The 26,532-nt window shown below is 46.4% G+C and carries 23 protein-coding genes and 1 riboswitch; of the genes, 13 read left to right on the plus strand and 10 right to left on the minus strand.

Annotation, left to right across the window (positions count from 1 at the left end):
• Nucleotides 1-216: 216 nt before the first annotated feature.
• Nucleotides 217-1,683 carry a catalase gene (locus NQ546_RS11610; protein WP_004295068.1) on the plus strand — a complete coding sequence of 489 codons (1,467 nt, stop codon included), beginning with the start codon at nt 217-219 and terminating at the stop codon, nt 1,681-1,683.
• An 89-nt stretch (nt 1,684-1,772) separates the two neighbouring features.
• On the opposite strand, the gene NQ546_RS11615 is transcribed toward NQ546_RS11610, so the two are convergent.
• The 5 genes from NQ546_RS11615 to NQ546_RS11635 all read right to left on the minus strand — a co-directional run bounded on the left by NQ546_RS11615 (nt 1,773) and on the right by NQ546_RS11635 (nt 8,965).
• Complete coding sequence (locus NQ546_RS11615) at nt 1,773-3,308, minus strand: carbon-nitrogen hydrolase family protein (RefSeq protein WP_004290959.1); 1,536 nt, start codon at nt 3,306-3,308, stop codon at nt 1,773-1,775.
• A 402-nt stretch (nt 3,309-3,710) separates the two neighbouring features.
• Entirely contained in the window at nt 3,711-5,186 is a 1,476-nt protein-coding gene (gene xylE, locus NQ546_RS11620) for a D-xylose transporter XylE (RefSeq protein WP_004290958.1), read from the minus strand.
• Between the two features lie 130 nt (nt 5,187-5,316).
• Nucleotides 5,317-6,633 carry a xylose isomerase gene (gene xylA, locus NQ546_RS11625; protein WP_004290957.1) on the minus strand — a complete coding sequence of 439 codons (1,317 nt, stop codon included), beginning with the start codon at nt 6,631-6,633 and terminating at the stop codon, nt 5,317-5,319.
• Between the two features lie 47 nt (nt 6,634-6,680).
• On the minus strand, nt 6,681-8,168 hold the full coding sequence (locus NQ546_RS11630) for a xylulokinase (RefSeq protein WP_004290956.1): 1,488 nt from the start codon (nt 8,166-8,168) through the stop codon (nt 6,681-6,683).
• A 65-nt stretch (nt 8,169-8,233) separates the two neighbouring features.
• Nucleotides 8,234-8,965: an NrtR DNA-binding winged helix domain-containing protein gene (locus NQ546_RS11635; protein ID WP_004290955.1), complete on the minus strand. Its 732-nt coding sequence runs from the start codon at nt 8,963-8,965 to the stop codon at nt 8,234-8,236.
• Between the two features lie 394 nt (nt 8,966-9,359).
• On the opposite strand from NQ546_RS11635, the gene fabD reads away from it, so the two are divergent.
• Entirely contained in the window at nt 9,360-10,247 is an 888-nt protein-coding gene (gene fabD / locus NQ546_RS11640; protein WP_004290953.1) for an ACP S-malonyltransferase, read from the plus strand.
• Nucleotides 10,248-10,434: 187 nt separating this feature from the next.
• Here fabD and NQ546_RS11645 read toward each other — a convergent pair whose 3' ends face one another.
• The 5 genes from NQ546_RS11645 to NQ546_RS11665 all read right to left on the minus strand — a co-directional run bounded on the left by NQ546_RS11645 (nt 10,435) and on the right by NQ546_RS11665 (nt 15,561).
• Entirely contained in the window at nt 10,435-10,563 is a 129-nt protein-coding gene (locus NQ546_RS11645) for a hypothetical protein (protein WP_004290951.1), read from the minus strand.
• 346 nt (nt 10,564-10,909) lie between these two features.
• On the minus strand, nt 10,910-12,475 hold the full coding sequence (locus tag NQ546_RS11650) for a DUF6562 domain-containing protein (RefSeq protein WP_004290950.1): 1,566 nt from the start codon (nt 12,473-12,475) through the stop codon (nt 10,910-10,912).
• A 48-nt stretch (nt 12,476-12,523) separates the two neighbouring features.
• The gene (locus NQ546_RS11655) at nt 12,524-13,582 is read right to left on the minus strand and encodes a DUF6562 domain-containing protein (RefSeq protein ID WP_004290949.1); all 1,059 of its coding nucleotides are present in this window, start codon (nt 13,580-13,582) and stop codon (nt 12,524-12,526) included.
• Nucleotides 13,583-13,588: 6 nt separating this feature from the next.
• Nucleotides 13,589-14,194, minus strand: coding sequence for a DUF3575 domain-containing protein (locus NQ546_RS11660; protein ID WP_004290948.1), 606 nt, complete (start codon nt 14,192-14,194; stop codon nt 13,589-13,591).
• Nucleotides 14,195-14,334: 140 nt separating this feature from the next.
• Entirely contained in the window at nt 14,335-15,561 is a 1,227-nt protein-coding gene (locus tag NQ546_RS11665; protein WP_004290947.1) for an AraC family transcriptional regulator, read from the minus strand.
• Nucleotides 15,562-16,130: 569 nt separating this feature from the next.
• Between NQ546_RS11665 and NQ546_RS11670 the strand changes: the two genes are divergently transcribed.
• The 11 genes from NQ546_RS11670 to NQ546_RS11720 all read left to right on the plus strand — a co-directional run bounded on the left by NQ546_RS11670 (nt 16,131) and on the right by NQ546_RS11720 (nt 26,471).
• Nucleotides 16,131-18,167 carry a tetratricopeptide repeat protein gene (locus tag NQ546_RS11670; RefSeq protein ID WP_081446768.1) on the plus strand — a complete coding sequence of 679 codons (2,037 nt, stop codon included), beginning with the start codon at nt 16,131-16,133 and terminating at the stop codon, nt 18,165-18,167.
• Between the two features lie 118 nt (nt 18,168-18,285).
• Nucleotides 18,286-18,376, plus strand: a riboswitch (TPP riboswitch).
• Nucleotides 18,377-18,444: 68 nt separating this feature from the next.
• Nucleotides 18,445-18,642 carry a sulfur carrier protein ThiS gene (gene thiS / locus NQ546_RS11675; RefSeq protein ID WP_004290943.1) on the plus strand — a complete coding sequence of 66 codons (198 nt, stop codon included), beginning with the start codon at nt 18,445-18,447 and terminating at the stop codon, nt 18,640-18,642.
• Nucleotides 18,643-18,645: 3 nt separating this feature from the next.
• Entirely contained in the window at nt 18,646-19,284 is a 639-nt protein-coding gene (locus NQ546_RS11680) for a thiamine phosphate synthase (RefSeq protein WP_004290942.1), read from the plus strand.
• A 20-nt stretch (nt 19,285-19,304) separates the two neighbouring features.
• The gene (locus NQ546_RS11685; protein WP_004290941.1) at nt 19,305-20,081 is read left to right on the plus strand and encodes a thiazole synthase; all 777 of its coding nucleotides are present in this window, start codon (nt 19,305-19,307) and stop codon (nt 20,079-20,081) included.
• A gap of 17 nt (nt 20,082-20,098) precedes the next feature.
• Nucleotides 20,099-21,787: a phosphomethylpyrimidine synthase ThiC gene (thiC, locus tag NQ546_RS11690; protein WP_004290940.1), complete on the plus strand. Its 1,689-nt coding sequence runs from the start codon at nt 20,099-20,101 to the stop codon at nt 21,785-21,787.
• A 29-nt stretch (nt 21,788-21,816) separates the two neighbouring features.
• Nucleotides 21,817-22,944, plus strand: coding sequence for a 2-iminoacetate synthase ThiH (thiH, locus tag NQ546_RS11695; protein WP_004290939.1), 1,128 nt, complete (start codon nt 21,817-21,819; stop codon nt 22,942-22,944).
• Nucleotides 22,945-22,964: 20 nt separating this feature from the next.
• Nucleotides 22,965-23,660: a HesA/MoeB/ThiF family protein gene (locus NQ546_RS11700; protein WP_004290938.1), complete on the plus strand. Its 696-nt coding sequence runs from the start codon at nt 22,965-22,967 to the stop codon at nt 23,658-23,660.
• A gap of 27 nt (nt 23,661-23,687) precedes the next feature.
• Nucleotides 23,688-24,281, plus strand: coding sequence for a thiamine phosphate synthase (locus NQ546_RS11705; RefSeq protein WP_039953366.1), 594 nt, complete (start codon nt 23,688-23,690; stop codon nt 24,279-24,281).
• A gap of 20 nt (nt 24,282-24,301) precedes the next feature.
• A complete protein-coding gene (gene thiD, locus NQ546_RS11710; protein WP_004290936.1) occupies nt 24,302-25,105 on the plus strand; it encodes a bifunctional hydroxymethylpyrimidine kinase/phosphomethylpyrimidine kinase in 804 nt (267 codons plus the stop codon).
• 118 nt (nt 25,106-25,223) lie between these two features.
• Complete coding sequence (locus NQ546_RS11715) at nt 25,224-25,448, plus strand: DUF4248 domain-containing protein (RefSeq protein WP_004295076.1); 225 nt, start codon at nt 25,224-25,226, stop codon at nt 25,446-25,448.
• Nucleotides 25,449-25,988: 540 nt separating this feature from the next.
• Entirely contained in the window at nt 25,989-26,471 is a 483-nt protein-coding gene (locus tag NQ546_RS11720) for an HU family DNA-binding protein (protein ID WP_004290934.1), read from the plus strand.
• Nucleotides 26,472-26,532: the final 61 nt, after the last annotated feature.

The raw sequence follows: 26,532 nt of genomic DNA on the forward strand, positions 1-26,532 counted from the left end.
AGAGATTTTTGAGTAGATAATTTTAAAATATGCCATTTATAAACTTTCGTTTTAATCGTAGGTTATTTCATTATTATCCCTATCTTTGGAAAATATAGAACGATACGTTATAGATTTAAGCAATGTTCTCATAGAAAAAATCTGTTGTCGTGTCGGCATGCTGTCACTATCTTTGCAATATACAAGGTCCCTATTATTAACTCTAAAATGGTATTTATGGAAAAAAAGAAGCTCACAGCAGCCAACGGTCGTCCGATAGCAGACAACCAAAACAGCCAGACAGCAGGTCAGCGAGGTCCTATGGTGTTACAGGATCCCTGGTTTCTGGAGAAGTTAGCCCACTTTGATCGTGAGGTGATTCCCGAAAGACGCATGCATGCCAAAGGCTCCGGTGCTTATGGAACATTTACTGTAACGCATGACATTACAAAGTATACTCGCGCGGCAATCTTCAGTGAAGTAGGAAAGAAAACGGAATGTTTCGTCCGTTTCTCAACAGTGGCTGGCGAAAGAGGTGCAGCTGATGCCGAACGCGATATTCGCGGATTTGCTATGAAATTTTATACGGAAGAAGGTAATTGGGATTTGGTAGGAAACAATACTCCGGTATTCTTTTTACGTGATCCTTTGAAGTTCCCGGATTTAAATCATGCGGTGAAACGCGATCCGCGTACTAACATGCGCAGCGCCAGTAATAATTGGGACTTTTGGACATTATTGCCCGAAGCATTGCATCAGGTAACCATTACCATGAGCACCAGAGGTATTCCCTACTCTTATCGACACATGAACGGCTACGGCAGCCATACATACAGCTTTATCAATGCAAACAACGAACGTATCTGGGTGAAATTCCATTTCAAGACCATGCAAGGCATTAAATGCCTGACTGATCAGGAAGCAGAAGCAATCATCGCCAAAGATCGTGAGTCGCATCAGAGAGACCTATATGAGAGCATTGAAAAAGGAGATTTCCCGAAGTGGAAACTTCAGATTCAACTGATGACTGAAGAGGAAGCGGACAATTATCGCATCAACCCTTTTGACCTAACGAAAGTGTGGTCGCACAAAGACTTCCCGTTGCAAGACGTAGGTATTCTGGAGCTGAACCGTAATCCGGAAAACTATTTTGCCGAAGTGGAACAGGCTGCTTTCAATCCTCAGAATATCGTAGAAGGAATCGGTTTTTCGCCTGATAAGATGTTACAGGGCAGACTGTTCTCTTATGGGGATGCACAGCGTTATCGTTTGGGGGTGAACGCGGAACAGATTCCGGTAAACAAGCCTCGCTGTCCGTTCCATGCGTTTCATCGCGACGGCGCTATGCGCGTAGATGGCAACTATGGTTCCGCCAAGGGGTATGAGCCTAACAGTTATGGAGAATGGCAGGATTCACCGGAGAAGAAAGAGCCGCCTTTGAAAATACATGGCGACGTTTATAATTATAATGAACGTGAATACGATGATGACTATTACAGCCAACCGGGTGATTTGTTCCGACTGATGCCGGCAGAAGAACAACTGCTTCTATTTGAAAATACGGCTCGTGCTATGGGAGATGCCGAATTGTTCATCAAGCAACGCCACATACGCAATTGTTACAAGGCAGATCCGGCATATGGTACGGGAGTAGCAGCTGCTTTGGGTATTGACTTGCAAGAGGCTTTGGCGAGTACCAAATAAAAAAACGCCACCGGTTACGCAAATTTGCACAAACGGATAATTGATAGAATCCGTATCAATAATTTGCATAATCGGTGGCAAATTATTTCTTATTTCTTCATTTTTACTTCATACAAATCATTTCTGCGGTCTTTCAGGTTACGGACGCTGCCATAGGTGTGCAACTCGTTCAATAAATCCAAATCCACATCGGATACAAGAATCATTTCAGTGTTTGGAGTGGCTTCGGCACGCTTCCCGTCAGTGGGGAAAGCAAAGTCGCAGGGAGTAAATACACCCGATTGGGCATACTGTATATCCATATTGTGTACACGAGGAAGATTACCCACGCTACCCGCTATAACAACGAAACACTCGTTTTCAATGGCGCGGGCATGGGCACATACTTTGACGCGCGAATAGGCATTTTGTGTATCGGTAAGGAAGGGAACAAACAATATCTGCATGCCCTGGTCTGCCATAATACGTGAAAGTTCGGGAAACTCCACATCATAACATATCAGAACACCGATTTTAGCACAATCGGTGTCGAATGTTTGCAAAGATTTACCGCCACTCAGGCCCCAACTTTTTATTTCATCGGGAGTAACGTGTATTTTTTCATACATTTCGTATGTTCCGTCGCGACGGCAAAGGAAACCTACATTATACAGGCGCCCGTCTTCTTCCTTGATGAACGGCATACTGCCTGTAATGATATTTATGTTGTAACTGATAGCCAACTTCACAAACCGTTCTCTGATTTCATTGGTATAGGCCGCCAATCCGCGAATGGCTTCTGACTCTCCTTCATCGTTGAATTTTGCCATCAACGGCGCATTGAAGTATTCAGGAAAAAGAACAAAGTCGCTTTTATAGTCGGAGACGGCATCTACAAAGAATTCCACCTGCTCAAATAAATCATCCAATGTTTTGTAAGTACGCATCTGCCATTGCACCAAGCCGACGCGTACTGTCGTTTTCGGACTGACATACTCCTGTGTAGGCGGCTGATAATAAATATTATCCCACTGCAAGAGGCAAGCGTAGTGTTTGGATTCTTCATCGTTCGGAAGATAGTTGCGCATCACTTTACGCACATGAAAGTCGTTACTCAACTGGAATGTCAATACAGGGTCGTAAATTTCTTTTTGTTTTACTTTGTCAATGTACTCTTTCGGACGTATTTGGTCAGCATACTTGTGGTAATTAGGAATACGCCCGCCAAACATGATGGCTTTCAGGTTTAGCGTTTCGCAGAGTTCCTTGCGATATTCGTACATACGGCGTGCCAAGCGCAGTCCGCGATATTGAGGATGAATAAAGACTTCGATGCCATAGAGAATATTTCCCTTAGGATTGTGAGTGTTGAAAGTTTCCTTGCCTGTAACTTGGGCATAAGTATGATCATTCTTTACATCGTCATAATTCACTATAATGGAGAGCGCACATCCCACAATTTTCTCATCAACAACTGTCACTATCTGTCCTTCGGGAAAGATGCGAATCAGCTTTTCTATCTGCTTGTGTGTCCAAAAAACGTCACTCCCGTCTGAATAAACGCGCGTGAATGATTGTGCCAACTGGTCGTAATCTTCTATCTGCAAATTACGAATCTGCACTTTATTGATTTTCATTTCGTCCATAATCTTTGTGTTATATACCTGAGTTTAAACGGTGCAAAGTTACAGTTTTACTGATACATTAATCCTTATGTGGGAATGATTTTTTCTTACCTTTCTCATCAAAAGACTATTTATCCTCGCAGACGGACGGTCCGAACGAATCAAGCATATATTACGGTTGACAATAGCGTGCTTATAATCAACAAGATACAGATACCGAATTATTCCATGCTTTGGTACTGACTGTACCATACTAAGGTACTCGGTGTACCACTGGGTGGTAGTCTCCGTACCACGCTTTGGTACAAAACGTACCATCCGGTGGTAGGCATCGAAAGCCGAAAGGTTTAAACGCAAAAGGTCGTGCAATTCATTTCGAACTGCACGACCTTTCATATTTTGTAGAATGAGATTCTTACAAACTTATTTCCTTTTCTTCCAAAGTTTGGTCATATCTTCCAGGGTCTTACCTTTCGTTTCAGGAACAAGTTTCCATACGAAGATAGCAGCCACCACACAGATAATACCGTAAAGAGCGTATGCGAACATATGTCCGAACTTGTCACCCATTTCTCCAAGACGCATGTTGTACATCGGCAGGAAAGTGGATGAAACAATGAAATTGAAGATCCATTGGAAGGCAACTGCAATAGCCACTGCTGCGCCACGAATGGTATTCGGGAAGATCTCAGAAATCAGTACCCAGCAGATAGGTCCCCAGCTAAACATAAATGAAGCGCTGTAAATCATAATGCTGATGACCGATATGATAGCAGGAAGGCCTGTCACTATGTTGCAAAGAGCTACACCGAAAGCCCCTATTGCCATACCGATGGAACCGGAGATGAGCAACGGTTTACGTCCCCATTTTTCAACGGTAAATACGGCCAATAGAGTAAACAGTATATTGACAACCCCCATAAGAACAGTCTGTACCATCGGATTTGCCATGCCCATTGTCTCAAATATACGAGGTGCAAAATAAAGCACCGCATTAATACCGACAGCCTGTTGGAACACGCTCAACATGATACCGATGAAAATAACCATCCAACCGTAAGTGAAAAGTTTTTCTGTCTTTTCTTCGGTAGTAGCCTTAATATCGGCCAAGATAACTTTAGCTTGTGAAGAACCGTTGATGCGGCTTAGTACGTTCAATGCTTTTTCATCCTTACCGCACATGGCAAGATAACGTGGAGTTTCAGGAACCAACAGTACCAGCAAAGCGAATAATCCGGCAGGTACAGCTTCACTGACAAACATCAAGCGCCAGCCTGTTTCGGTTGTCCATGCGGCAGCTTCAGGGTTCATAATCTGATTCACTCCGTTAACCAAATCGATAACAGGATTGGCATGGCTGCCCAAAATCAGGAAATTCACAAAGTAGACTACCAATTGGCCGAAGATAATCGCAAACTGATTCCACGAAACCAATGTTCCTCGAATATTGCTCGGAGCGATTTCAGCGATATACATCGGACAGATGGCAGACGCCAGTCCAACCCCTACACCGCCCAAAACCCGGTAGAAATTGAATGCAACCAAAAGGGAATATGAAGGAACTCCATGCTCAAAGAACAGGAATTCCGGATAGTATGAGCCTAATGCAGATAGAAAAAACAAGATACCCGCCAAAAAAAGAGAGTTTTTGCGCCCCAGTCTGGAAGCAAAAAAGCCTGAAATAGCACTACCGATGATACAACCGATCAGTGCACTGGATGATGTTATGCCATGTATTGCGTCTGTGTATTCAAAATCGGCTCCCATGAAGAAAGCTTGAAGCCCCTTTTCGGCACCGGAGATAACCGCTGTATCGTAACCAAAAAGCAGACCGCCAATGACAGCCACAAGTACAATAGAGAAGAGATAGATCTTACTACCTTTTTCTGTATAATTCATGATATAATAGATTAGGGGGATTAATACAAATTACGAACTACAAGTTACAATCTACCGGCAGCGGCTATGCAACTGTTACAAAGCCGCAATTCCGGTAATTTTGTAATTTGTAATTCGTAATTAATCGATATTAGCAATACATATTTACGATTGCTTCGTACAATTCTTGCTTGCCGCTGGTTTGTTTCGGTTCGCCATTAGCTTTGGCATAAGCTACGACATCTTCCAGTGTCAACTTGCCATCTTCAAATTCCTTACCCTTACCGTTGTCAAAAGAAGCATAACGGTCTGCAAGCATTTTCTTGTAAGGAGATTCTTCGAGCAATTTTGCAGCGCTCTCCAAAGCACGTGCCATTGCATCCATACCGGCAATATGAGCGATGAAGATATCTTCAAGATCGGTGGAGTTACGACGGGTCTTGGCATCAAAGTTAGTACCACCGTTGCCCAAACCATCGTTGCGGATAATCTGCATCATAGCTTGTGTCAGTTCGTAGTTGTCGATAGGGAATTGGTCTGTATCCCAGCCGTTCTGGTAGTCACCACGATTAGCGTCAATAGAACCTAACATGCCGTTATCTACTGCAACTGCAAGTTCATGTTCAAAAGTGTGGCCGGCCAATGTAGCATGGTTCACTTCGATGTTCACTTTGAAATCTTTATCCAAACCATGAGCTTTCAGGAATCCGATTACAGTTTCCGTATCTACATCATATTGATGTTTGGACGGTTCCATTGGCTTCGGTTCAATGAGGAATGTACCTTTGAAACCACGTGCACGAGCATAGTCGCGTGCCAGAGTCAACATTTGTGCAAGATGTTCTTTTTCGCGTTTTTGATCGGTATTCAGCAATGACATGTAACCTTCACGTCCGCCCCAGAATACATAATTCGTACCACCAAGTTCGATTGTGGCATCAATAGCGTTTTTAATTTGAACAGCTGCACGAGCTACAACATCAAAATCCGGATTGGTAGCAGCACCGTTCATGTAGCGTGCGTGACTGAATACGTTAGCAGTACCCCACAACAGTTTGATACCGGTTTCAGCTTGTTTTTGCTTTGCATAAGCAACGATTGCTTTCAGGTTTGCTTCATATTCTTCAATAGTAGCAGCTTCTTCGCAAAGGTCAACATCGTGGAAGCAGTAATATTCGATACCCATTTTTTGCATGAACTCGAATCCGGCGTCCATCTTATTCTTGGCAGCCTGTACTTTATCAGCATCACCATTCCAGGGGAACTGTTTGGTACCGCCACCGAATTGGTCGCCGCCTTCTGCGCAGAGTGTGTGCCACCATGCCATAGCAAACTTCAACCAGTCTTTCATTTTCTTGCCCATGATGACTTTTTCTGCATCATAGTAGCGGAAAGCCATTGGGTTCTTACTTTCTTTACCTTCGAATTTAATTTTTCCTATTCCGGGAAAATACTCTTTTGTTGCCATAATTCTAATTGATTTAAAGGGTTAATATATCACTATTTAATAATTTATTATTTCATGTTCATGTCCAAACAGTGCTTCCAGCGTGCATACGCATCTGCATAGGCTTGACGGTCGGCTTGTTTCGGTTCTATGATTTCCAATTTTTCCAACGTTGCAAAAGCTTCGTTATTATCCTTATAGATGCCTGCGCCTATACCTGCACCTTTTGCTGCGCCCACCGAACCGTCAGTATCATAAAGCTCGATTACCGCTCCTGTTACACCCGCCAATGTTTCGCGGAACAACGGGCTGAGGAACATATTGGCCTTGCCTGCATGGATTTTTTGCACAGGAATACCCATTTGCTCCATTATATCAATACCATATTTAAAGGAGAACACAATTCCTTCCTGGGCAGCCCGAATTATGTGCTGTTTGCCATGCTGATTGAAGTTTATGCCTTGAATGGAGCAACCTATTTCCTTGTTTTCCAACATACGTTCGGCGCCGTTACCGAAAGGCAGAATACTGAGACCTGCACTTCCGATAGGAGCTTGGGCGGCAAGAACATTCATATCGCTGTAAGAGATACCCTCGGGAGCAACGGTCCGTTTCATCCATGAGTTAAGGATGCCTGTGCCGTTGATGCATAAAAGAACTCCTAAACGAGTTTGTTCTGTTGTATGATTAACGTGCGCAAAGGTGTTGACACGTGACTTCGGATCATAATTCACTTCACCGTTCACGCCATAGACAACTCCCGATGTACCTGCCGTAGATGCTATTTCACCGGGGTTAAACACATTCAGTGACAAGGCATTGTTCGGTTGGTCACCGGCACGATATGTTATAGGCGTACCTTCTTTCAGGCCCAGTTCCTGCGCAGCGGCAGCATTAACAAGTCCTTGCAAGGAGAAGGTTGGTTTGATGTCAGCTATCAGTGAATGGTCAAAGCCATAATACTTCATCAGGAAATCTGCTACTTGGTTGTTCTTGAAATCCCAAAACATGCCTTCCGACAAGCCTGACACAGTGGTGCAAATTGTACCGCTTAGTTTCATTGCGATATAATCGCCCGGTAACATGATTTTGTATATTTTCTCGTAGATAGCCGGTTCGTTTTCCTTTATCCACGCGAGCTTAGATGCAGTAAAATTGCCCGGAGAATTCAGCAGATGAGAGAGGCACGTTTCTTCTCCCAGTGTTTCAAATGCTTTTTGTCCATAGGGAACTGCTCTGGAGTCACACCAGATGATTGCCGGACGCAATACATTCTGGTCTTTGTCAACGCATACCAGTCCATGCATTTGGTAAGAGATGCCGATAGCTTTGATATCTGCTGCATCCACGCGCGATTCTGCCAGTACAGCCTGTGTTGCCTGTTTCAAATTTTCCCACCAGTTTTCCGGGTTTTGTTCCGCCCAACCCGGTTTTACAGCAATAATCTCCGCTTCTGTTTTCGGAAAGAATGCAGAAGATACACATTTACCGCTTTCTGCGTTTACCAAACTCGCTTTTACGGACGAGCTGCCGATGTCATAACCTAATAAATACATATTGAATTAAAAATTAAAGGTACTACTACTTTATTTACCACCCTATTATCACACATATTATCTCTTTATCGTCTCACTTTATTATAAATCTTCTTGTCAAAGCGATAATATCGTGCTGCGCGGTGGGCAACGCCTTGCTGTTTCTCTTCCAAAGGCACTACATATTCCATTAGGGCTATTTTTTTGTGGAAGTTACGCACATCAATCTGTTTGTCGTACAGCAACTCATACAAAGTACGAAGTTGTGACGCAGTAAATTTGCGTGGAAGCAAATCAAACAATGATGACGGGTTGAACTCTATATATTGACGGATATAAGTTATCGCTTCTTTTATAATAAGGTTATGATCGAAAGCCAACGCTTTTATATTCGGCAGCGCCACCCAATCAGCCATATAGTTGTCCAAATCACGATTCAGTGCTCTATCTATTTTCACCAGTGAAAGATATGCTATTGTCACAATGCGCTCAACTTTGGACTGCATAGCACGTTCCAACCAATGCACATCCTTGGGATCTTTGGTACGGTTTTTGGAGCCGAACGCTTTGAATTGCATCAGATTTACATTTTTGAGTCCGGTCAATTCATTCAACACCCTTTGGGCTGCTTCATCCAAATCCTCATCCATATAAATCAGGCTGCCGGGAAGTTTCATATCATGGAAGACTTCTCCCTCTTCCTCTCCTGCCCGTTTAATCAGCAACACCTTTAGCTGCTCTCCGTCAAAACCTATCACCACACAATCTACGGAAATATGATTGTTTGCCAATGGCGTGTTATGTTCCATGTTTTGCATAATATTTATGTTTAACGGCTGCAAATATAATGAGGTTTTTTGAATATGCAATAGGCGAAAAGAATATTTTTGATATGTTACAAAGCATTATTTTACAGACAAATACATATCATATCTTTTACAATATCACCTTGTTGTGTTATCGTACAAAATACAATATGTAATTTAAGTAAAGTTCCATTGTTGTAATTGTAATAGGCACAATAACTATAAACTCCTTAATTTATAAGGATTTTACGATTTGCCCACTACTCTTTCCGAGGGGCTACATATTGTATTATAAACACACGTCAAGAAGCGCCTTGCACAAAAAACATCTGTTTGTGCGATGATTACCGGAAAAAACCTATACCTTTGCACCACTTTTTTAATTAAACACTAAAAATAAGTAAATATGAAAGCATTTGTATTTCCGGGTCAAGGTGCTCAGTTCGTAGGAATGGGAAAAGACCTGTACGAAAATTCGGCTTTAGCCAAAGAACTTTTTGAAAAAGCAAATGATATTCTCGGATATCGTATCACAGATATCATGTTCAACGGTACGGATGAAGATCTGCGTCAGACCAAAGTAACACAGCCTGCCGTATTCCTTCACTCTGTTATCTCTGCACTTTGCATGGGAGATGACTTCAAGCCCGAAATGACTGCGGGTCATTCACTCGGTGAGTTTTCCGCATTGGTGGCAGCCGGGGCATTGAGCTTTGAAGATGGCCTGAAGCTGGTTTACGCTCGTGCAATGGCTATGCAAAAGGCTTGTGAAGCACAGCCTTCCACTATGGCCGCCATCATTGCTCTGCCGGACGAAAAAGTTGAAGAAATCTGTGCACAGGTAAGTGCGGAAGGTGAGGTTTGTGTTGCTGCCAATTATAACTGTCCGGGACAAATCGTTATCTCCGGTTCTATCGAGGGTATCAACAAGGCCTGCGAACTGATGAAGGCTGCCGGTGCAAAGCGTGCTTTGCCTTTGAAGGTAGGCGGCGCTTTCCATTCTCCACTCATGGATCCTGCCAAAGTAGAGTTGGAAGCTGCTATCAACGCTACTGACGTTCATGCTCCGAAATGTCCGGTTTATCAGAATGTAGATGCTCTGCCCCATACTGATCCGGCCGAAATCAAAAAGAACCTCGTTGCTCAGTTGACAGCTTCCGTACGTTGGACACAGACGGTAAAGAACATGGTTGCCGATGGTGCCACTGACTTTACGGAATGTGGTCCGGGCGCAGTATTGCAAGGTCTTGTTAAGAAGATCGACAGCAGTGTATCTGCTCATGGAATTGCATAATCAATAAAGAACAATAAGTTCAAAGGGGCTGCTTGCTTCACTTAGCGAGACAGCCCCTTTTTTTTGATAGCATATTGTAAATCAGGCGTTGTTATTTTTATCCCGTTCGGACTTTGGCTCTTTCTTCCGTATTTGCTGAAATTGAACCGGACGAGGCTTTCTTGCTGCAATGTTTCTTCACCGGAAATCAGGCTGTTGATTTCATTACCGGACAATGCCCGGTCGAAGATGAGATACAGGCATAATCGAATCCCACGATGCCGTAGCCTGTTATGAGGGCTTTGAATGCTCCCGGTATTGTTTCCTTCTCAGTCATGGCGTATCTTTTTGTCTTGCTGTTGTGATTAATAAATTTGTTGAATCTCTTTCGTTTGCGCTATTCCCCGCTGCGAGACGGGGAAGTGCCTTATCTTATTTGACACCCGGACATTGACGCATGGCTGTCCGAATAGCTGTTTGAATTGAATTTACAGTGAGTTTGAAAGGAGGCGGACGGACTTCCCCGCTTGAGTCCGTCCGTACCCGGAAGTACCACTCTTTACCAATCAAACTTCGCTGTTATTCATTTCTTTCACTTACACAGGCAGTTTTTGACGCTGCGCCGCAAAGTGTTAAATAGCCCATCAAGACGGGCTGCTAAAGGGCTAATCAGCCTTGTGGCATTAAAATTTACGGATGCAACGCACTACGTTGTTGTTTATTTTATCTTGGGTGCCCGTGTTGCCGTTGTTGAACTGCGTATGATAGTACTGGGTGTTACTGCTCTCCGTCGAACTCGAATAGTAGGAGGTGTTGTAGAACACTGTTCCACCTGCTGTGGTTATCTTAGCATTGAAGTTATCTTTACCGTAAGTATTATAAGCTGTGTAAAATGCGCTTAACTCATCTATGGCAGGGATATACCACTTGTCATTTGCGGCATCCCAGTTGCCGGTGTTATTGTTCTGCTCTGTCACCCACTTGAAGGCAGGGTAAGTATCCCAGATCTTGCTGCCACCCGAATTTGTAATCAACTCAGCGATGGTTGTCATATTTACCCGACCGTCGGTTGTATTGGTTGCTCCCGTTACGATATTCTCTGTGCTCCATGGCTTTTTATCAATACTATTGATCTGCGTCAGCCCCACAATCTTACCGCTCCTGCCGCCAGCATTCACTTCGTACACGATGCCGATGCACTTCTTTTGATCATTAAAGATAGTAGACCATGTGCCGTCCTCGTAATAGTAGTTGCCCACGTCGGCATCTTTTTCTATCAGGTCGGTGCTCCAGCCGTCGCTCACCGTTACGGAGAGCTTGGCGCTGTTGCTCGGCGCATCGGAAACTGAAACAATGTGTCCGCTGATGTTGGTGCGCTTGTTGCGCTCAACGGGCATATTGGCGGGGATGGTGAAATCTCCGATTTGAAGAGTTTCGTCACTACTGATAAATGTCAGTTTGATTTCGCCCAGTGTGGTCTGCCCGGTGGAGGGGGCAAAGATGTAGTCGTAGAGAAGGTTGGCGGTACAGTCATTTCCAGAACCGCTCATCGAATGCATGTTTGCATACCTCGTGGCTTCTTCTGTCTCGCTGGTGGGCGTACCGTTTTCGACGTTGTAGCCTTTAGGAACATTGAAAACGGCTTTTGTCTGTTTTACTTTAGCAAGCGTATCCGCATTCTTTTCGATGATATTGATTTGCCCGAACGGACGGACAAGCTGCACATTGCCGGAATAAGCCCCGGTTTTCTTGCTGATTGGATGACAGGCACAGAAAGCGTCATTATGCAAAGTTGGTATATTGCCCGCAGGGGTACGGATTATATTTTTCAGGTTGTCGGTGGTCTTGTAGTTCAGGTCCTTATAGTGGTCACACTCAAACCCGGAAATAGTTTGTTTTGTCGGTGTTGTTATTTGCGCTTGAATAAAGTCCGCCCACAGGAGTGCGTTGTAGTCTCCGGCATCGGTCAGATCGAAAGTGAAGTCCACTCCGCTGAAGTCCTCTTTCAGTTCTTCTTTGCGGAGTTTAAGTACCGGAGTTTCGCCCGTTGTCCATACTTCGAGGATGTAGCGCAGTTTGTAATCACTCGGCATGGTTATAGCCCGTGTCTGTATGTTCCGGTCCACGCTTGCGCTGAGGGTTACGCTGGTGGGTTCATAGGTCTGCGGCCCGGCGGCTTCGTCCTGGCTGCACGCGGTCATCAGCCCCACGAGGGCGACGATCCAAAGGTAAAGATGATACTTTTTCATGTTCTTAGCAATTTTATTTTTTAATTTATTGGTAATTCACTCGTTTTATTATTGTAGCGGATTGTCAAGGTCTATATTTATATCGTCGTCATCAAAATCGGGGTCGATGCCGATGCCCGTGTCGTAGCGGTTGGTCAGGAAGTGCCCCCGCACGGTAGTGAGGTGTCCGCGGCGGTAGGGCACGTCGATGCCCGTGGTGCGGCTGATGCCGTTGCCTGCGTTGTCCTTGATTTCGATGCCCAACGGAACATACGATTCATCCCCGTTCACGAAGATGTAGTCCGAAGCGAGCGTACACTCTCCGCTGCCGTTGTCCGTGACGGTAAGCGGAGCGGTAAACGCCACACCCATTTCCGAACGGTCGGGTTTGCCGGTCAGCACGTTGAAGCCCAGCGGGAAGTAGAAACCGTAAGAGACGGTGATGGCGTACGCCGCGCTTCCGGCTCGCTGCTTCTGCGTTTTTTGCAGGAACTTCTGCACGTCGGTAGCTATCAGTTCGTACTTCGCCAGCGGACGCACCATGTCCACTTTTACCTGCACCCGGGCGTTCCATTCGTCGCGGTACTGCCGCAGGTCGAGGACGGCGGTTCCGTAGAGGCAGTCGCGGTGAGGGGTGCTGCCCGTATAGGGGTCGGTGCAGGCCACCTGCTGCAAGTTGTCCGTATCGTAATAGAGGTCGTCCGTTGTGCCTGCCTTTACGTAATCCGTCCATACGGCGAGGGTATATTCCAGCGCATGCAGTTTCAGATGGATGGGGAGCGAGATTTTAGCGTCTCCGTCTTCTTCGGCGGTCTCCATCACCGTCACCTGCCGGGTTGTGGGCTTGCCTTCCCGCCACGCCTCGATGATGAAGCGGCGGCGGTAGCCATCGTCGGCTTTCGTTGTTATGTTGCGGGCCTTATTGGTTCCGCTGCGTGCACTTTCCTGCGTGATGATTTCCAGCGGAACAAGTTCCAGATCGAGCGTCACTTCGGTGTTGACCTCAACGAGCGTAGGGTCAACGCCCTCTTCGCCCTCTTCCGTCATGCCGGGGTAATCGTGTACACAACCGGCAAGGGCGATTGTCAGTACAAGGGCGATAAATCCTATCGTGTATTTCTGTTTCATAAGCCGTTATTTTTTAAGGTTAAAACGATAGACCACGGAAAGCCCCACGCGGGTGATTCCCCAATAGTTCTTCGTCCGGGTGTTGATGCGTGCGCCGTTATCCATATTATAATAGGTGCCGTAGCGCATGTTGGCATAGCCTGCACCGAGGGTGAACTCGCCCGCCCAATGCTCATCAAAGGGCAGCAGGTAACCGTAACTGATACCTGCGCCGAGAAGCGGACGGCCGATGTCCTGATAGCGGTCGCGGTTCCACTTCACGCTATACCGGCCCACGTGTGCATGAACGCCGAGGAAATGCCCCTCTCCGGGCTTCGATAGCCAGTAACGGGCTTCGGGCTGGATGGTAAACGTCTTTACGGCGTGTTTGCTGCCCACATACCACGGGCACCAGAGTACAGGCAATTCTACGGAGAAATGTTCGCTCACCTGCACATCGGCGGCAAGGTTCATTATCGTACCCGCCCATGCCGCAAGGTTGGTTTTGACGGCCACATAGCGGGATGAAGTTTGCGGAGAGGATACCGATTCGTCCGTTTGCATCGGTTGCGCATTCAGTGAGGAACAAAGAATAAAGCCTATTATCAGGCAGCTAATGTTTTTTTTATTCATTGATACATGTATTTATTTTGTTCTTTAACTATTGTTGTTTGTTCTGTTTCGCAAAGCTATATATCCTTAAGTTGCAATTCGTCAAAACCCTATTGCCATTTTATCAAAATCTTAGTGTTTATGCGGGATTGAGGACTGTTTTATCCTGAATTCTCTTTTTCGCGGTATTGTTTAGGTGTAATCCCATCGTGATATTGCGCAAAAGTCCGGTGCAATGCCGAAGGTGAAGTGAAGCCGGATTTCAGGGCAACTTGGTTGACTGTGAGCCCCGGATGATTCCGCAACAGCTCTTCGGCGTAATGGATGCGGTAGCTGCGTACCACATCGCTGAAACTTTCTCCCCAGCCTTCATTGAATATCTGTGAAAGATAAGTCCGGTTCAACGGAAGCACCCCTGCCACATCCATCAATTTGAAATCCTTACGCAAATAAGGTTTTGTTTCTTCCATCCATTGCTGTACTTTTGTTGTGTATTCGGGCAGTTTTACAAGGAATACCGTTTCATTCATACTCTTTTCCTGTTGTTCCGCATCGTCCACGACCGGAGGAGGCGGCAATTTTTCCACTTCCTCATTTTCCCGGGCTTCTTCTTCATTCATGGTATGGCGGAAGAAGTTCTCCGGATACGGGTTTTCATGGAAAAAGCCTTTGTAAAAGATGAAACCGAAAAACAACTGGACTATGATATTATGTGCTACGTAGCAATAGGTATTGCCATCCAGCAATATCCAGCAGAAAGCAAACATGATGAACATCGTCCCCAAACCGTAAAACCGCAACCAGGATATTTCCATGTCTTCGGTCGAAGCATAGTTTGCATCACACCATTGCCGGTATGAAACCTCGTGGCGATAGACAATCAGAATCAGATAAGCAATATAGGCAAATACGGAAAAAACGATAACCAATCTGTACCAGACATTGAATTGCCCCATATTAATAGGAAGAGTATCCCAATGAGCCAGACGGACAGGAGTTTCGCCCAGCAGATACATAACCGCAAAATAGAAAGCTACAATCACCAGATAAGGGGACATGACCAGCAAACAGCGTTTCGGGGTGAGCCAGCCGGGGCGGACAACTTCAAGAGGATAGAAAAGGGTGATGATAGCATAAAGATTACCGGCTATCAGGACAAAAGGGGCAAGTACGCTGCTCTCCATCGTTCCCATAAAGCCGAACAAAAGGCCAAAGATACGGATTGCATAAGCTATTCCCCAAGCCAGCATGACATACGCCAGCAAACGCTTGGAGCGACTGCCTTCTGCATGAAGAAGAAGTAAAATCGCTCCCGCTATGCAGATAACGGTACACATCGGTATTAACATCTGCAAAACGGATTCCCATCCGGGAATAATCAGGTTCATAAAATCATCCTATTCACTTTTACACTACGTTTCATCGCGCCTGAACACAAGAAAGGCGTGAGCCACTGTTAACTTTATCCATAAATCAGGTCTTCGCAATACCCGTGTTGTTAGATAAAGCAACAGCACTCACGCCACTTATGTATATAGGCTACCACGTAGCATAACCCGGAAGGGTTTGCAATAAGTAGGTATATAACAAAAGGACGTGAGCGTTTGTTGCTACCATCTCCAACAACACTGAATCAAAGTTGCGAAGTTTGATTTATGGAGATTGGTATTTTTAAACGCTTCCGTTGTCACATGTCTCATTCCGCCCCGAAAAGCAGAATGCGTACAAAGATAACGGATACCGTTTATTTATCAAAGCAGCACGACAATTGTTTTTACCGGACGATGCGAAAATATTAACTTACGAGCAGTAAAGGAGAAAAAAACAATGGACAATTCGATACCCAAAACCGAAAGCCGTCAATTATTCCTTTAAAAAGCACCTTTTTCCCCTTGTTTTGCAAGGAGATTGGAGAAATTAAGTATCTTTAATCACTTAATGTTATTCCGATTGTACAATGATAAACAAGCACACCTTATTATATATATATTGTTTCTTTCTCTGTGTGGCATTAACCGGATGTCACAAGTCGTCCCAACCAATTGACCGGAGTGATATTCGTGAATGGCTTTCACAGGATGCAGACTCGTGCTTATGGTACTATACCGGCCATTATACCACTTTGCTTAAAGAAAAGAGATACCGGGAAATGGAGCAACTGTATGCCTCCGTTTTGCGTGCTATGCCGGAACATCCCAAAGGGGGCAAAAACATGAACTACCTGATGGGCTGGGTGCTGACCTATTATTATAATGCCCTGATGTATCAGGACAAAGCGGACGGCAGCGAATTTCTGACCGACAGCCTGCTGAACAGCCGCCACCCTTACTATACCCAAGTGCTTCGCCCGGAACTGCTTGCCCACTCCTGCAAGTTCTATCTGGCTCAGAACCGGATGAAGCAGGTAGACAGCATCGGACATCTCTTTCTTTCCCTTCCCCCTACGGACGATCCACGAAGAGATGCCCGGACGTGGCATGTTATGGCATATTCTCTGGAGTTTTGCAGTATTGACACTAAAGCTCCCATGCAGCTGATGGAACATGCGGTAGCGTCGTGCCGGAAAGCGGAAGGCAAAGTAGGCAATGAAGGTGAAATATACGGCTACATGGGTTACCTCTACTGGAAAAACGGAGAACCGGAGAAGGCGATAACCGCCATTCAGGAAGCGATAGACTGGTACACAGCCCGTCCGGGGACTCCGGGGGACGGATTGATAGAATGTTACAATGACCTTAGTCAGGTATATGCCACCCTTGAACTCTTTGACAAAGCCATAGAAGCCAATACCCTTGCAGTGGAAGCATCCAAGAAGCTGGATAACTGGACGCTGGAAGAGGTGTACCGTTTGCGTGCGGCCTGCTTCAGTAATGCCGGAGAGAAGGATTCTGCGCTGTTCTATATACAGGAAGCCATCAAAGCCACTCCGAAAAGCGCGGAAAAATACTTCAATCTTTTATTACGCATCAACCGGTTGGATTATTATTATGCCGCCTACCCCGACTCCATAGCCGGACAACTGGATGAATGTTGCCGTCTGCTGAAAGATACCGCCCATATAGACCCGTTTGCCCAAAACTATTTGTATGCTTACCATGGCAAGGCATTGCTGCGAACGCCGGGGCACGAACAAGAAGGAGTGGAACAGTTGGAGCGGAGTTTTCGGAATTTTCAAACGTCCCATTTCCCGGAAGGAATCATTTCCGTCGGCGATGAATTGATACGCGCCTACATCCGGACAGGGATGCCGGACCGGATTTCATCTATATATTCCTTATATACCGAAACAAGCGACAGCCTGCGGCATCGGGCACGTGCCAATGCCGCTATCGGAGCCAATGTCCGTTACGAAACGGGACGCAAGGAACAGGAGAACCTTGTTCTTGCCGCCGAGGTGTCTTTGAAGCAACGGACACTGATTTTTACCCGGCTATTGGTCGGACTGCTGTTTGTCATCCTTCTCGTTGGGGGGATGTATATGCGTCAGCGCCAGCGTTTCCTTCGTCAGGTCAGTAACGCACGCCTCTCACAAATCAGCGGATTGCTCCAGACACAACAGGAACTGAAAGAGAAAAATGAATCCTTGCAGGGAATGCAGGAAGAACTGCGTCAAAGCAACGAGGCATTGTTCGAGGCAAAACAAGAGTTAAGCCGACATAATGCTTCATTGACACAAAAGAAAGCTGTCAGCAATCTTCGGATGAAAATCAGCACCGAAATTTTCAATTCCGACAAAGAAGCTGAGTTCCGCCGTAGCTTCACAGCCTTCTATCCCGATTATATTCCTGCACTGCACCGGTTAAGCCCGGATATTACCCGTACAGACGAGCTGATTGCCATGCTTATTATTCTGGAATTAAGCAGTGACGAGATTGCTCTCACGTTGGGTATTTCCAAAATTGGAGTGAACAAGGCCCGTAGCCGTATGCGTAAAAGACTGGGGTTAGCCGGTGACACTAAATTGGAGGACTTTCTGAAAGGGATATGGGATTAGCATATATCCTTTATTTGCAGAACCTCTCTTCCTTCCGGAACTATTTCCATACCTGAAAAAGACGTAAAAAAATCCCTCTTTTATTTTTTATATTTTATTTTCTCTTACCTTTGCCACCGTAAAGACAAAGGGGTGCCCCGACGGGCTGAGATTATACCCTCGAACCTGATGCAGTTAGTACTGCCGTAGGAATTGGATATTTTTTTTCTTCACAGAACTTACCTTAACGGTGCTTCTTTGTATTTACTTCCATTGTTTTACTTAACAGAAACAGAAAATGAAAGTATTAATCAACAACAAAGAAGTGGAAACCGAAGCCTCTACCCTTTCACAGCTGACCAATGAGCTTTCCTTACCGGCGCAAGGCATTGCCGTTGCCGTCAATAACCGTATGGTTCCACGCATGGAATGGACGAATTACGCACTATCCGAAGGCATATCTATCGTAATAATAAAGGCAGCCTGCGGCGGATAAATTATGAAAACAGTTCAGTTCATTACACATTACACTGAAAAGTACTCCTATCTCGACTCTGCCCGTATGGCATTGAAAGGGGGATGCCGGTGGATACAGCTGCGTATGAAAGATGCCGGCAAAGAGGAAATAGTGTCCGTAGCTATGGAGCTGCGGAATTTATGCAATGATTGCGGCGCCATATTCATCATTGACGACCATGTGGAGCTGGTCAGGGAAATCGGGGCGGATGGCGTGCACCTTGGTAAAAATGACATGTCCGTTGCCGAAGCGCGTCGCATACTTGGAGACGAATATATCATAGGCGGCACTGCCAATACGTACGAAGATGTGAAAAAGCATTGGCTCGACGGAGTGAATTACATCGGTTGCGGACCGTTCAGATACACTACAACCAAACAGAAACTCAGTCCTATATTGGGGTTGGAAGGATATAAGGAGATTATCCGGAAAATGCAGGAAGAAAAGATCTGTCATCTTCCTGTCGTAGCCATCGGCGGGATTACCTTTGCCGATATTCCTGCGATCATGCAGACAGGCGTTACGGGCATTGCTCTTTCAGGGACTGTGTTGCGTGCAGACAATCCGGTAGAGGAAATGCGAAAAATACTTGCCGTAATCAACCAAACAGACAATTATTGAAACAATAAACAAAAAGGTATATGGAAAAATTAGTTATTGCGGGACGTGAATTCAACTCCCGTCTGTTTTTGGGAACAGGAAAGTTTAATTCCAATGAAATAATGGAACAGTCCATTCTGGCATCCGGTACGGAAATGGTAACGGTGGCAATGAAACGCATTGAGCTGGAAAACAAGGAAGATGATATGCTGAAACATATCCGTCATCCCCACATTCAGCTCTTGCCCAACACTTCGGGCGTGCGTAATGCCGAGGAAGCGGTGTTTGCCGCACAAATGGCACGTGAAGCATTCGGAACCAACTGGCTGAAACTGGAAATTCATCCTGATCCGCGCTATCTTCTTCCCGACTCCACCGAGACCCTGAAAGCTACGGAAGAACTGGTGAAACTGGGGTTTGTAGTCCTTCCCTATTGCCAGGCGGACCCCACACTTTGCAAACGGCTGGAAGAAGCCGGCGCTGCTACCGTCATGCCGCTGGGTGCACCTATCGGTACGAATAAAGGATTGCAGACCAGAGACTTTCTGCGGATTATCATCGAACAGGCCACTATCCCCGTGGTGGTAGATGCCGGTATAGGTGCTCCCAGCCACGCTGCCGAAGCAATGGAAATGGGTGCTTCCGCCTGTCTGGTAAATACGGCCATTGCCGTAGCCGGAAACCCCACAGCTATGGCACAAGCCTTCAAACAAGCCGTAGAAGCCGGACGTATGGCCTATGAAGCCGGTTTGGGATTGCAGGCCGACAGCTTTGTAGCCGAAGCCAGTTCTCCCCTCACAGCCTTCCTTAATGAATAAAACAGCAACAATCAGTTATGAAACCAAGAATAAAATTCCCTCGTTCCGAGAAAGTATATCTGCCGGGAACGTTATATCCCGAACTTCGCGTAGCTATGCGCAAAGTGGAACAAGTGCCCAGTATGACCTTTGTCAATGGAGAGAAAGTGATTAGTCCCAACCCGGACATTTACGTCTACGACACCAGCGGTCCTTTCAGCGATCCCGACATTGAGATAGATCTCAAAAAGGGATTACCCCGCCTGCGCGAACCCTGGATACTGCATCGCAATGATGTGGAGCAGTTGCCGGAGATTACTTCCGAGTACGGCCGTATGCGTCGTGACGACAAGTCGCTCGACCACCTGCGGTTTGAACACATCTCATTGCCCTATCGTGCCAAGCAAGGCAAATGCTGCACACAGATGTACTATGCCAAACAAGGCATCATCACTCCTGAAATGGAATATGTGGCTATTCGTGAAAACATGAATTGCGCCGAATTAGGGATAGACACACATATCACTCCTGAATTTGTCCGCCGGGAAATTGCGGAAGGACGTGCCTTGCTCCCTGCCAACATCAATCATCCCGAAGCCGAACCGATGATTATAGGCCGTAACTTCCTTGTGAAAATCAACACGAACATTGGCAATTCGGCTACCACTTCGAGCATTGATGAAGAAGTGGAAAAAGCACTTTGGAGTTGTAAATGGGGCGGTGACACCCTAATGGACCTATCGACCGGAGCAAACATCCACGAAACCCGGGAGTGGATCATCCGCAACTGTCCGGTTCCCGTAGGTACGGTTCCCATTTATCAGGCGTTGGAAAAGGTGAACGGCAAAGTAGAGGAACTTACCTGGGAACTCTATCGGGACACGCTGATTGAACAATGCGAGCAAGGTGTGGATTATTTCACCATACACGCAGGTATCCGCCGCCACAACGTACATTTGGCGGACAAACGCCTGTGCGGCATCGTGAGCCGCGGCGGAAGCATTATGAGCAAATGGTGTCTGGTGCACGACCGCGAAAGTTTCCTGTACGAGCATTTTGATGATATCTGCGATATATTGGCGCAATACGATGTGGCGGTATCCTTAGGTGACGGTTTACGTCCCGGCTCCACATACGATGCCAATGATGAAGCGCAGTTTGCAGAACTCGACACCATGGGCGAACTGGTGCTTCGTGCCTGGGCAAAGAATGTGCAGGCCTTCATCGAAGGTCCCGGACACGTGCCCATGCACAAGATTAAGGAAAATATGGAACGCCAGATAGAAAAGTGCCACAACGCTCCTTTCTATACGCTGGGGCCGTTGGTTACGGACATCGCTCCGGGCTACGACCATATCACCTCTGCTATCGGTGCGGCGCAAATCGGTTGGCTGGGTACGGCCATGCTGTGCTACGTCACCCCCAAAGAGCACCTTGCATTGCCCGACAAGGAAGATGTACGCGTAGGAGTTATCACCTATAAGATAGCCGCCCACGCCGCCGACCTTGCCAAAGGACATCCCGGTGCGCAAGTACGCGACAACGCGTTGAGCAAGGCGCGTTATGAGTTCCGTTGGAAAGACCAGTTCGACCTCTCGCTCGACCCGGAACGCGCACAGACTTATTTCCGGGCAGGACGCCATATAGACGGAGAATACTGCACGATGTGCGGCCCTAACTTCTGTGCAATGCGGTTGTCAAGGGAATTGGGAAAGAAAAAAGAATAACTATCGGATTAACTTTATCATAGAATAAAATGTTTTCAGACGAATTAGAAAAAATATCCTGGGAAGAAACGACCGTCCGCATCAATTCAAAGACAGATGCGGATGTGCGCCGCGCACTTTCCAAGGAGCATTGCGACGTAGAGGATTTTATGGCGCTCATTTCACCGGCCGCCGTTCCCTACTTGGAAACAATGGCGCGTTTGAGCAAGAAATATACGGAAGAGCGTTTCGGCAAAACGATTTCCATGTTTGTGCCATTATATATTACGAATTCCTGCACCAACTCCTGTGTGTACTGTGGTTTTCACATCAGCAATCCCATGCCCCGTACCATACTGACGGAGGAGGAAATTGTCAATGAGTACAAGGCTATCAAGAAGCTCGCGCCTTTTGAGAACCTGTTGCTGGTTACAGGTGAAAATCCCGCCAAGGCAGGCGTTCCGTACATTGCCCGCGCACTCGACTTGGCAAAGCCTTATTTCAGCAACCTGAAGATTGAAGTAATGCCCTTGAAAGCCGAAGAATATGCCGAACTGAAGACGCATGGCATGAACGGCGTCATCTGTTTTCAGGAGACCTACCACAAGGCGAACTATAACATATACCACCCGCGTGGCATGAAGTCCAAATTCGAATGGCGCGTAAACGGCTTTGACCGTATGGGGCAGGCAGGCGTACATTCCATCGGTATGGGAGTGCTCATCGGTTTGGAGAAAGAGTGGCGGACGGACATTTGCATGATGGCATACCATCTGCGCTACCTTCAGAAGCATTATTGGAAAACGAAGTATAGCGTCAATTTCCCGCGTATGCGCCCTTCGGAGAACGGCGGGTTTCAACCCAATGTGATTATGAGCGACCGCGAGCTGGCTCAGGTTACCTTTGCCATGCGAATATTCGACCATGATGTAGACATATCCTACTCCACTCGCGAACCGGCTTTCATACGCGACCACATGGCAACTTTGGGAGTTACCACCATGAGTGCGGAGAGCAAAACAGAACCGGGCGGATATTATAGCTATCCGCAAACTCTGGAGCAGTTCCACGTCAGCGACGAGCGCAAAGCCGTAGAAGTGGACAGGGCTTTGAAAAGTTTGGGACGGGAACCCGTATGGAAAGATTGGGATGCCAGCTTTGACCTGAAACGTGTCTGACACTCTTTACATATATAATTATGACCCGATACAGCAGACAAACCGCCCTTCCCGAAATAGGAGAAGACGGACAAGAGAAACTGCATAAGGCAAAAGTGTTGATAGTAGGTGTAGGAGGGCTTGGCTCCCTTATCGCCCTCTATCTTGCGGGTGCAGGAGTAGGCACAATAGGCTTGGTGGATGACGATACGGTGAGTATCAGCAATCTGCAACGCCAGATATTGTACGCGGAGAACGAAACCGGCCTGTCCAAAGTGCACTGTGCCGCCAAGAGGTTGCAGGCTCTGAACAGTGAGGTGAACATCCTTGCCCACCCCTTTCGTCTCAGTTCGGAGAATGCCCGCCGGCTGATTGCAGAATATGATATTATTGTTGACGGATGCGATAATTTCTCCACCCGCTATCTGATTAGCGACAGTTGCAGTGCACTGAACAAACCTTATGTTTACGGTGCTATTCAAGGATTTGAGGGGCAAGTTTCCGTATTCTGTCATGGCGGGCAACCTAAGACATACAGGGACTTGTATCCCGACGAAGCCGCAACATTACAAATGCCTGCTCCCGATAAATCTGTGATAGGCGTTACTCCAGCCATTGTGGGCAGTGTGGAAGCGAGTGAGGTTCTGAAACTTATTTGCGGTTACGGCGATGTATTGGCCGGAAAATTATGGACTGTCGATCTTAGGAGCATGCAGTCGTTCATTCTTTTAATATAAATGGCAGAAAAAATATACCCGAATTGTATGAAACTGATAGTGATTACCCAACCTGAATTCTTTGAAGATGAAGCCGCTGCGATCACTTCCCTGTTCGATGCCGGACTTGAGATCCTTCATCTTCGCAAACCCGGTGCGTCTTACGAAGATATGGACAAGCTCTTGCGCCGCCTTCCGGCGGAATACATGGAGCGCATCGTTACCCACGACCATTTCGGGCTTGCATCCGAACGGAACTTGAAAGGTGTTCATCTGAACGGACGCAACCCGGCAGCACCTGCTGGCTTTACAGGGCACGTCAGCCGTTCCTGCCATTCGCTGGAGGAAGTGGCGGAATATAAAGCGGCATGCAACTATGTTTTCCTCAGTCCCATATACAACAGCATTTCAAAAGAGGGATATGCTGCTGCCTACGCTTTTGATGATTTGCAGAAGGCACATCAGGCGGGCATCATCGACTCCGGCGTAATGGCGTTGGGCGGTGTCACTGCTGAGCACTTACCCGAAATCAATTCATTAGGTTTCGGCGGTGTGGGACTGTTAGGCGATATATGGCAGCGGACGGGAACGGATTTCATCAATCATTTCAGGGAGCTGCTCCGTTCGGCTTCTGTCTTTTAATCATCAATCATTTTATCATCATGTTGTCCACTCCAGTCATTCTCACCGTTGCCGGTTCCGATTGTTCCGGCGGCGCAGGCATACAGGCGGATATTAAGACGATTTCCGCATTGAAGGGGTATGCCGCCTCCGTCATTACCGCCGTTACCGCACAGAATACGGTAGGGGTTCAAGCCGTCTACCCCATTCCGCCGGATATTGTCCGCATGCAGACAGAATCTGTCATGGACGATTTGCAGCCTGCTGCCGTCAAAATAGGAATGGTGCACAATGCCGCTATCGTACGCGCCATTGCGGAATGTCTGCAAAGGTTCCGCCCCCGCTTTGTTGTCTGCGATCCGGTCATGGTGTCTACCAGCGGACGGCAACTGATGACGGAAGATACCATTCACACAATTCAGGAAGAGCTTTTCCCCCTCTGCTCCCTGATAACTCCCAATTTGAGTGAAGCATCATTGCTGCTTGCACGCACTGTCACAGATGTGGAGGATATGAAACAAGCGGCTCGCGAACTGGCAGACCGCTATCATTGTGCCGTATTGGTAAAAGGCGGCCACTTGTCCGGAACCACAATGTGCGATGTGTTGTATGGCGACAACGGATTCAGCCTGTTCGAACAACAAAAGATAGAGAGTTGCAATCTTCATGGTACGGGCTGCACGCTGTCTTCCGCCATTGCCACCCTCGCTGCCTGCAACAACGGGCTTGAGGATGCCGTCCGTCAGGCAAAAGCCTATATAAGCAAAGCTATTCTTCATGGCAAGGACCTGCACATAGGGCATGGAAACGGGCCTTTATGCCATTTCTTCCCGGAGGAAGAATGATTGCTCATCTTTTTCCGGAAAACTTCATAATTAAAGCCCGAAATACTTGACAAGGGGTATCCTCATTTCGTATATTTGCACATCGAACAACTAATAACATTAACCTAAAACTTAGTAAATGGCAAAATCTATTTCTTCCTTTTCGGAGTTGGCACAAATGTATTTTCCCGGTTGCACTACTCCTAAAAATGCGGTGAGATGTCTGCAACGCAGCATTAAGAGATGTACAAAATTGGCAACATTATTGGCGGAAACGGGCTATCTTCCCTATAATCACCGCTGGATTTCGCCCAAGCAACAAGCGCTGATATTTGAAAATTTAGGCGATCCATACCCTGATTAAGTTTATAAAACGACATGAAAAAACGGCATTTCACATTGTGATTTGCCGTTTTTTTGTATCCATATTTCAATAAATTCATTCATAGACATCAAAACGCCTATTAATAAATTCCGGAAGAATTTTACTATAATTTTTCAAGAATTACAGTAAAATTCCAAATACATTCATTTATAGGAAGATTTTAAATGTATCATCATTTTACTTTTTCGCATGTAAGCAAATAATGAAAGGCATTTAGGTGGTGGAAAGCTGTTTCTTTTTCTGATTTATGCTTTATTTCATCAAGAAAGGCGGTGTTGTTTATGTATATAAATAGTTACGTTTGCAGCGTTGCCCCGACCCGGTTTCCGTATGCATGCAATCATAATGTTTTCGAATCCACTAATAATTAGCCGCTTACAACTTTTTTCAAAAAAACACGTTCCAAAGGGCCCAAAAGGGGACTGAACGCCCGGCAGCCTGTTGTACCTTTGCATAGTCATTAAAACAAATGGCAATAGTAAACCTTTTTATTTTTTAACCTATTAAACTTTAACGATTATGGCTTTAGAGTATGTAGTAACCAAAAGAGTGTTTGGTTTTGACCAGTCGAAAACAGAAAAGTATGTAGCGCGTTCCGTCGGTTCCGGCCAAGTGCGTTTCGACAAAATGTGTGCAAAGGTCAGTCGCCTGTGCGGTGTTCATCGCAAAGTGGTAGACTTGGTGGTAAGCGGTTTGGTGGACATGATGGCAGAGGACATTGACGACGGCAAAACGGTGCAAATGGGAGAATTCGGACTGTTCCGGCCTACCATTAAAACAAAAAGCGCCAACACAGCCGAGGAGGTCAATGCAAGCAATATCCTTTCCAAGCGCATCGTGTTTACGCCGGGAAAGATTTTCCACCGTACGCTGGAGGAAATGAGCGTCACCCGTTCAGTGCCTGTGGACACTGACTATACAGACGGAAGCGGCAATAGCGGAAACACCGGTGGCACTGACGGGCCTAATGAAGGCGGCGAAGAAGAGAATCCGTTGGGATAACCGTTATTGAGAGAATACATTTTTTCTTCTACCCTAAAGATGAAAAGCAGCGGGACGTGTC

The sequence above is a fragment of the Bacteroides eggerthii genome, assembly GCF_025146565.1.
GTDB lineage: Bacteria > Bacteroidota > Bacteroidia > Bacteroidales > Bacteroidaceae > Bacteroides > Bacteroides eggerthii.

Excerpts from the sequence above, each read along its gene's own strand:
- NQ546_RS11610 (WP_004295068.1), top strand. The coding sequence starts at position 217 with ATGGAAAAAAAGAAGCTCACAGCAGCCAACGGTCGTCCGATAGCAGAC.
- NQ546_RS11615 (WP_004290959.1), bottom strand. The coding sequence starts at position 3,308 with ATGGACGAAATGAAAATCAATAAAGTGCAGATTCGTAATTTGCAGATA.
- xylE (WP_004290958.1), bottom strand. The coding sequence starts at position 5,186 with ATGAATTATACAGAAAAAGGTAGTAAGATCTATCTCTTCTCTATTGTA.
- xylA (WP_004290957.1), bottom strand. The coding sequence starts at position 6,633 with ATGGCAACAAAAGAGTATTTTCCCGGAATAGGAAAAATTAAATTCGAA.
- NQ546_RS11630 (WP_004290956.1), bottom strand. The coding sequence starts at position 8,168 with ATGTATTTATTAGGTTATGACATCGGCAGCTCGTCCGTAAAAGCGAGT.
- NQ546_RS11635 (WP_004290955.1), bottom strand. The coding sequence starts at position 8,965 with ATGCAAAACATGGAACATAACACGCCATTGGCAAACAATCATATTTCC.
- fabD (WP_004290953.1), top strand. The coding sequence starts at position 9,360 with ATGAAAGCATTTGTATTTCCGGGTCAAGGTGCTCAGTTCGTAGGAATG.
- NQ546_RS11645 (WP_004290951.1), bottom strand. The coding sequence starts at position 10,563 with ATGACTGAGAAGGAAACAATACCGGGAGCATTCAAAGCCCTCATAACA.
- NQ546_RS11650 (WP_004290950.1), bottom strand. The coding sequence starts at position 12,475 with ATGAAAAAGTATCATCTTTACCTTTGGATCGTCGCCCTCGTGGGGCTG.
- NQ546_RS11655 (WP_004290949.1), bottom strand. The coding sequence starts at position 13,582 with ATGAAACAGAAATACACGATAGGATTTATCGCCCTTGTACTGACAATC.
- NQ546_RS11660 (WP_004290948.1), bottom strand. The coding sequence starts at position 14,194 with ATGAATAAAAAAAACATTAGCTGCCTGATAATAGGCTTTATTCTTTGT.
- NQ546_RS11665 (WP_004290947.1), bottom strand. The coding sequence starts at position 15,561 with ATGAACCTGATTATTCCCGGATGGGAATCCGTTTTGCAGATGTTAATA.
- NQ546_RS11670 (WP_081446768.1), top strand. The coding sequence starts at position 16,131 with ATGATAAACAAGCACACCTTATTATATATATATTGTTTCTTTCTCTGT.
- thiS (WP_004290943.1), top strand. The coding sequence starts at position 18,445 with ATGAAAGTATTAATCAACAACAAAGAAGTGGAAACCGAAGCCTCTACC.
- NQ546_RS11680 (WP_004290942.1), top strand. The coding sequence starts at position 18,646 with ATGAAAACAGTTCAGTTCATTACACATTACACTGAAAAGTACTCCTAT.
- NQ546_RS11685 (WP_004290941.1), top strand. The coding sequence starts at position 19,305 with ATGGAAAAATTAGTTATTGCGGGACGTGAATTCAACTCCCGTCTGTTT.
- thiC (WP_004290940.1), top strand. The coding sequence starts at position 20,099 with ATGAAACCAAGAATAAAATTCCCTCGTTCCGAGAAAGTATATCTGCCG.
- thiH (WP_004290939.1), top strand. The coding sequence starts at position 21,817 with ATGTTTTCAGACGAATTAGAAAAAATATCCTGGGAAGAAACGACCGTC.
- NQ546_RS11700 (WP_004290938.1), top strand. The coding sequence starts at position 22,965 with ATGACCCGATACAGCAGACAAACCGCCCTTCCCGAAATAGGAGAAGAC.
- NQ546_RS11705 (WP_039953366.1), top strand. The coding sequence starts at position 23,688 with ATGAAACTGATAGTGATTACCCAACCTGAATTCTTTGAAGATGAAGCC.
- thiD (WP_004290936.1), top strand. The coding sequence starts at position 24,302 with ATGTTGTCCACTCCAGTCATTCTCACCGTTGCCGGTTCCGATTGTTCC.
- NQ546_RS11715 (WP_004295076.1), top strand. The coding sequence starts at position 25,224 with ATGGCAAAATCTATTTCTTCCTTTTCGGAGTTGGCACAAATGTATTTT.
- NQ546_RS11720 (WP_004290934.1), top strand. The coding sequence starts at position 25,989 with ATGGCTTTAGAGTATGTAGTAACCAAAAGAGTGTTTGGTTTTGACCAG.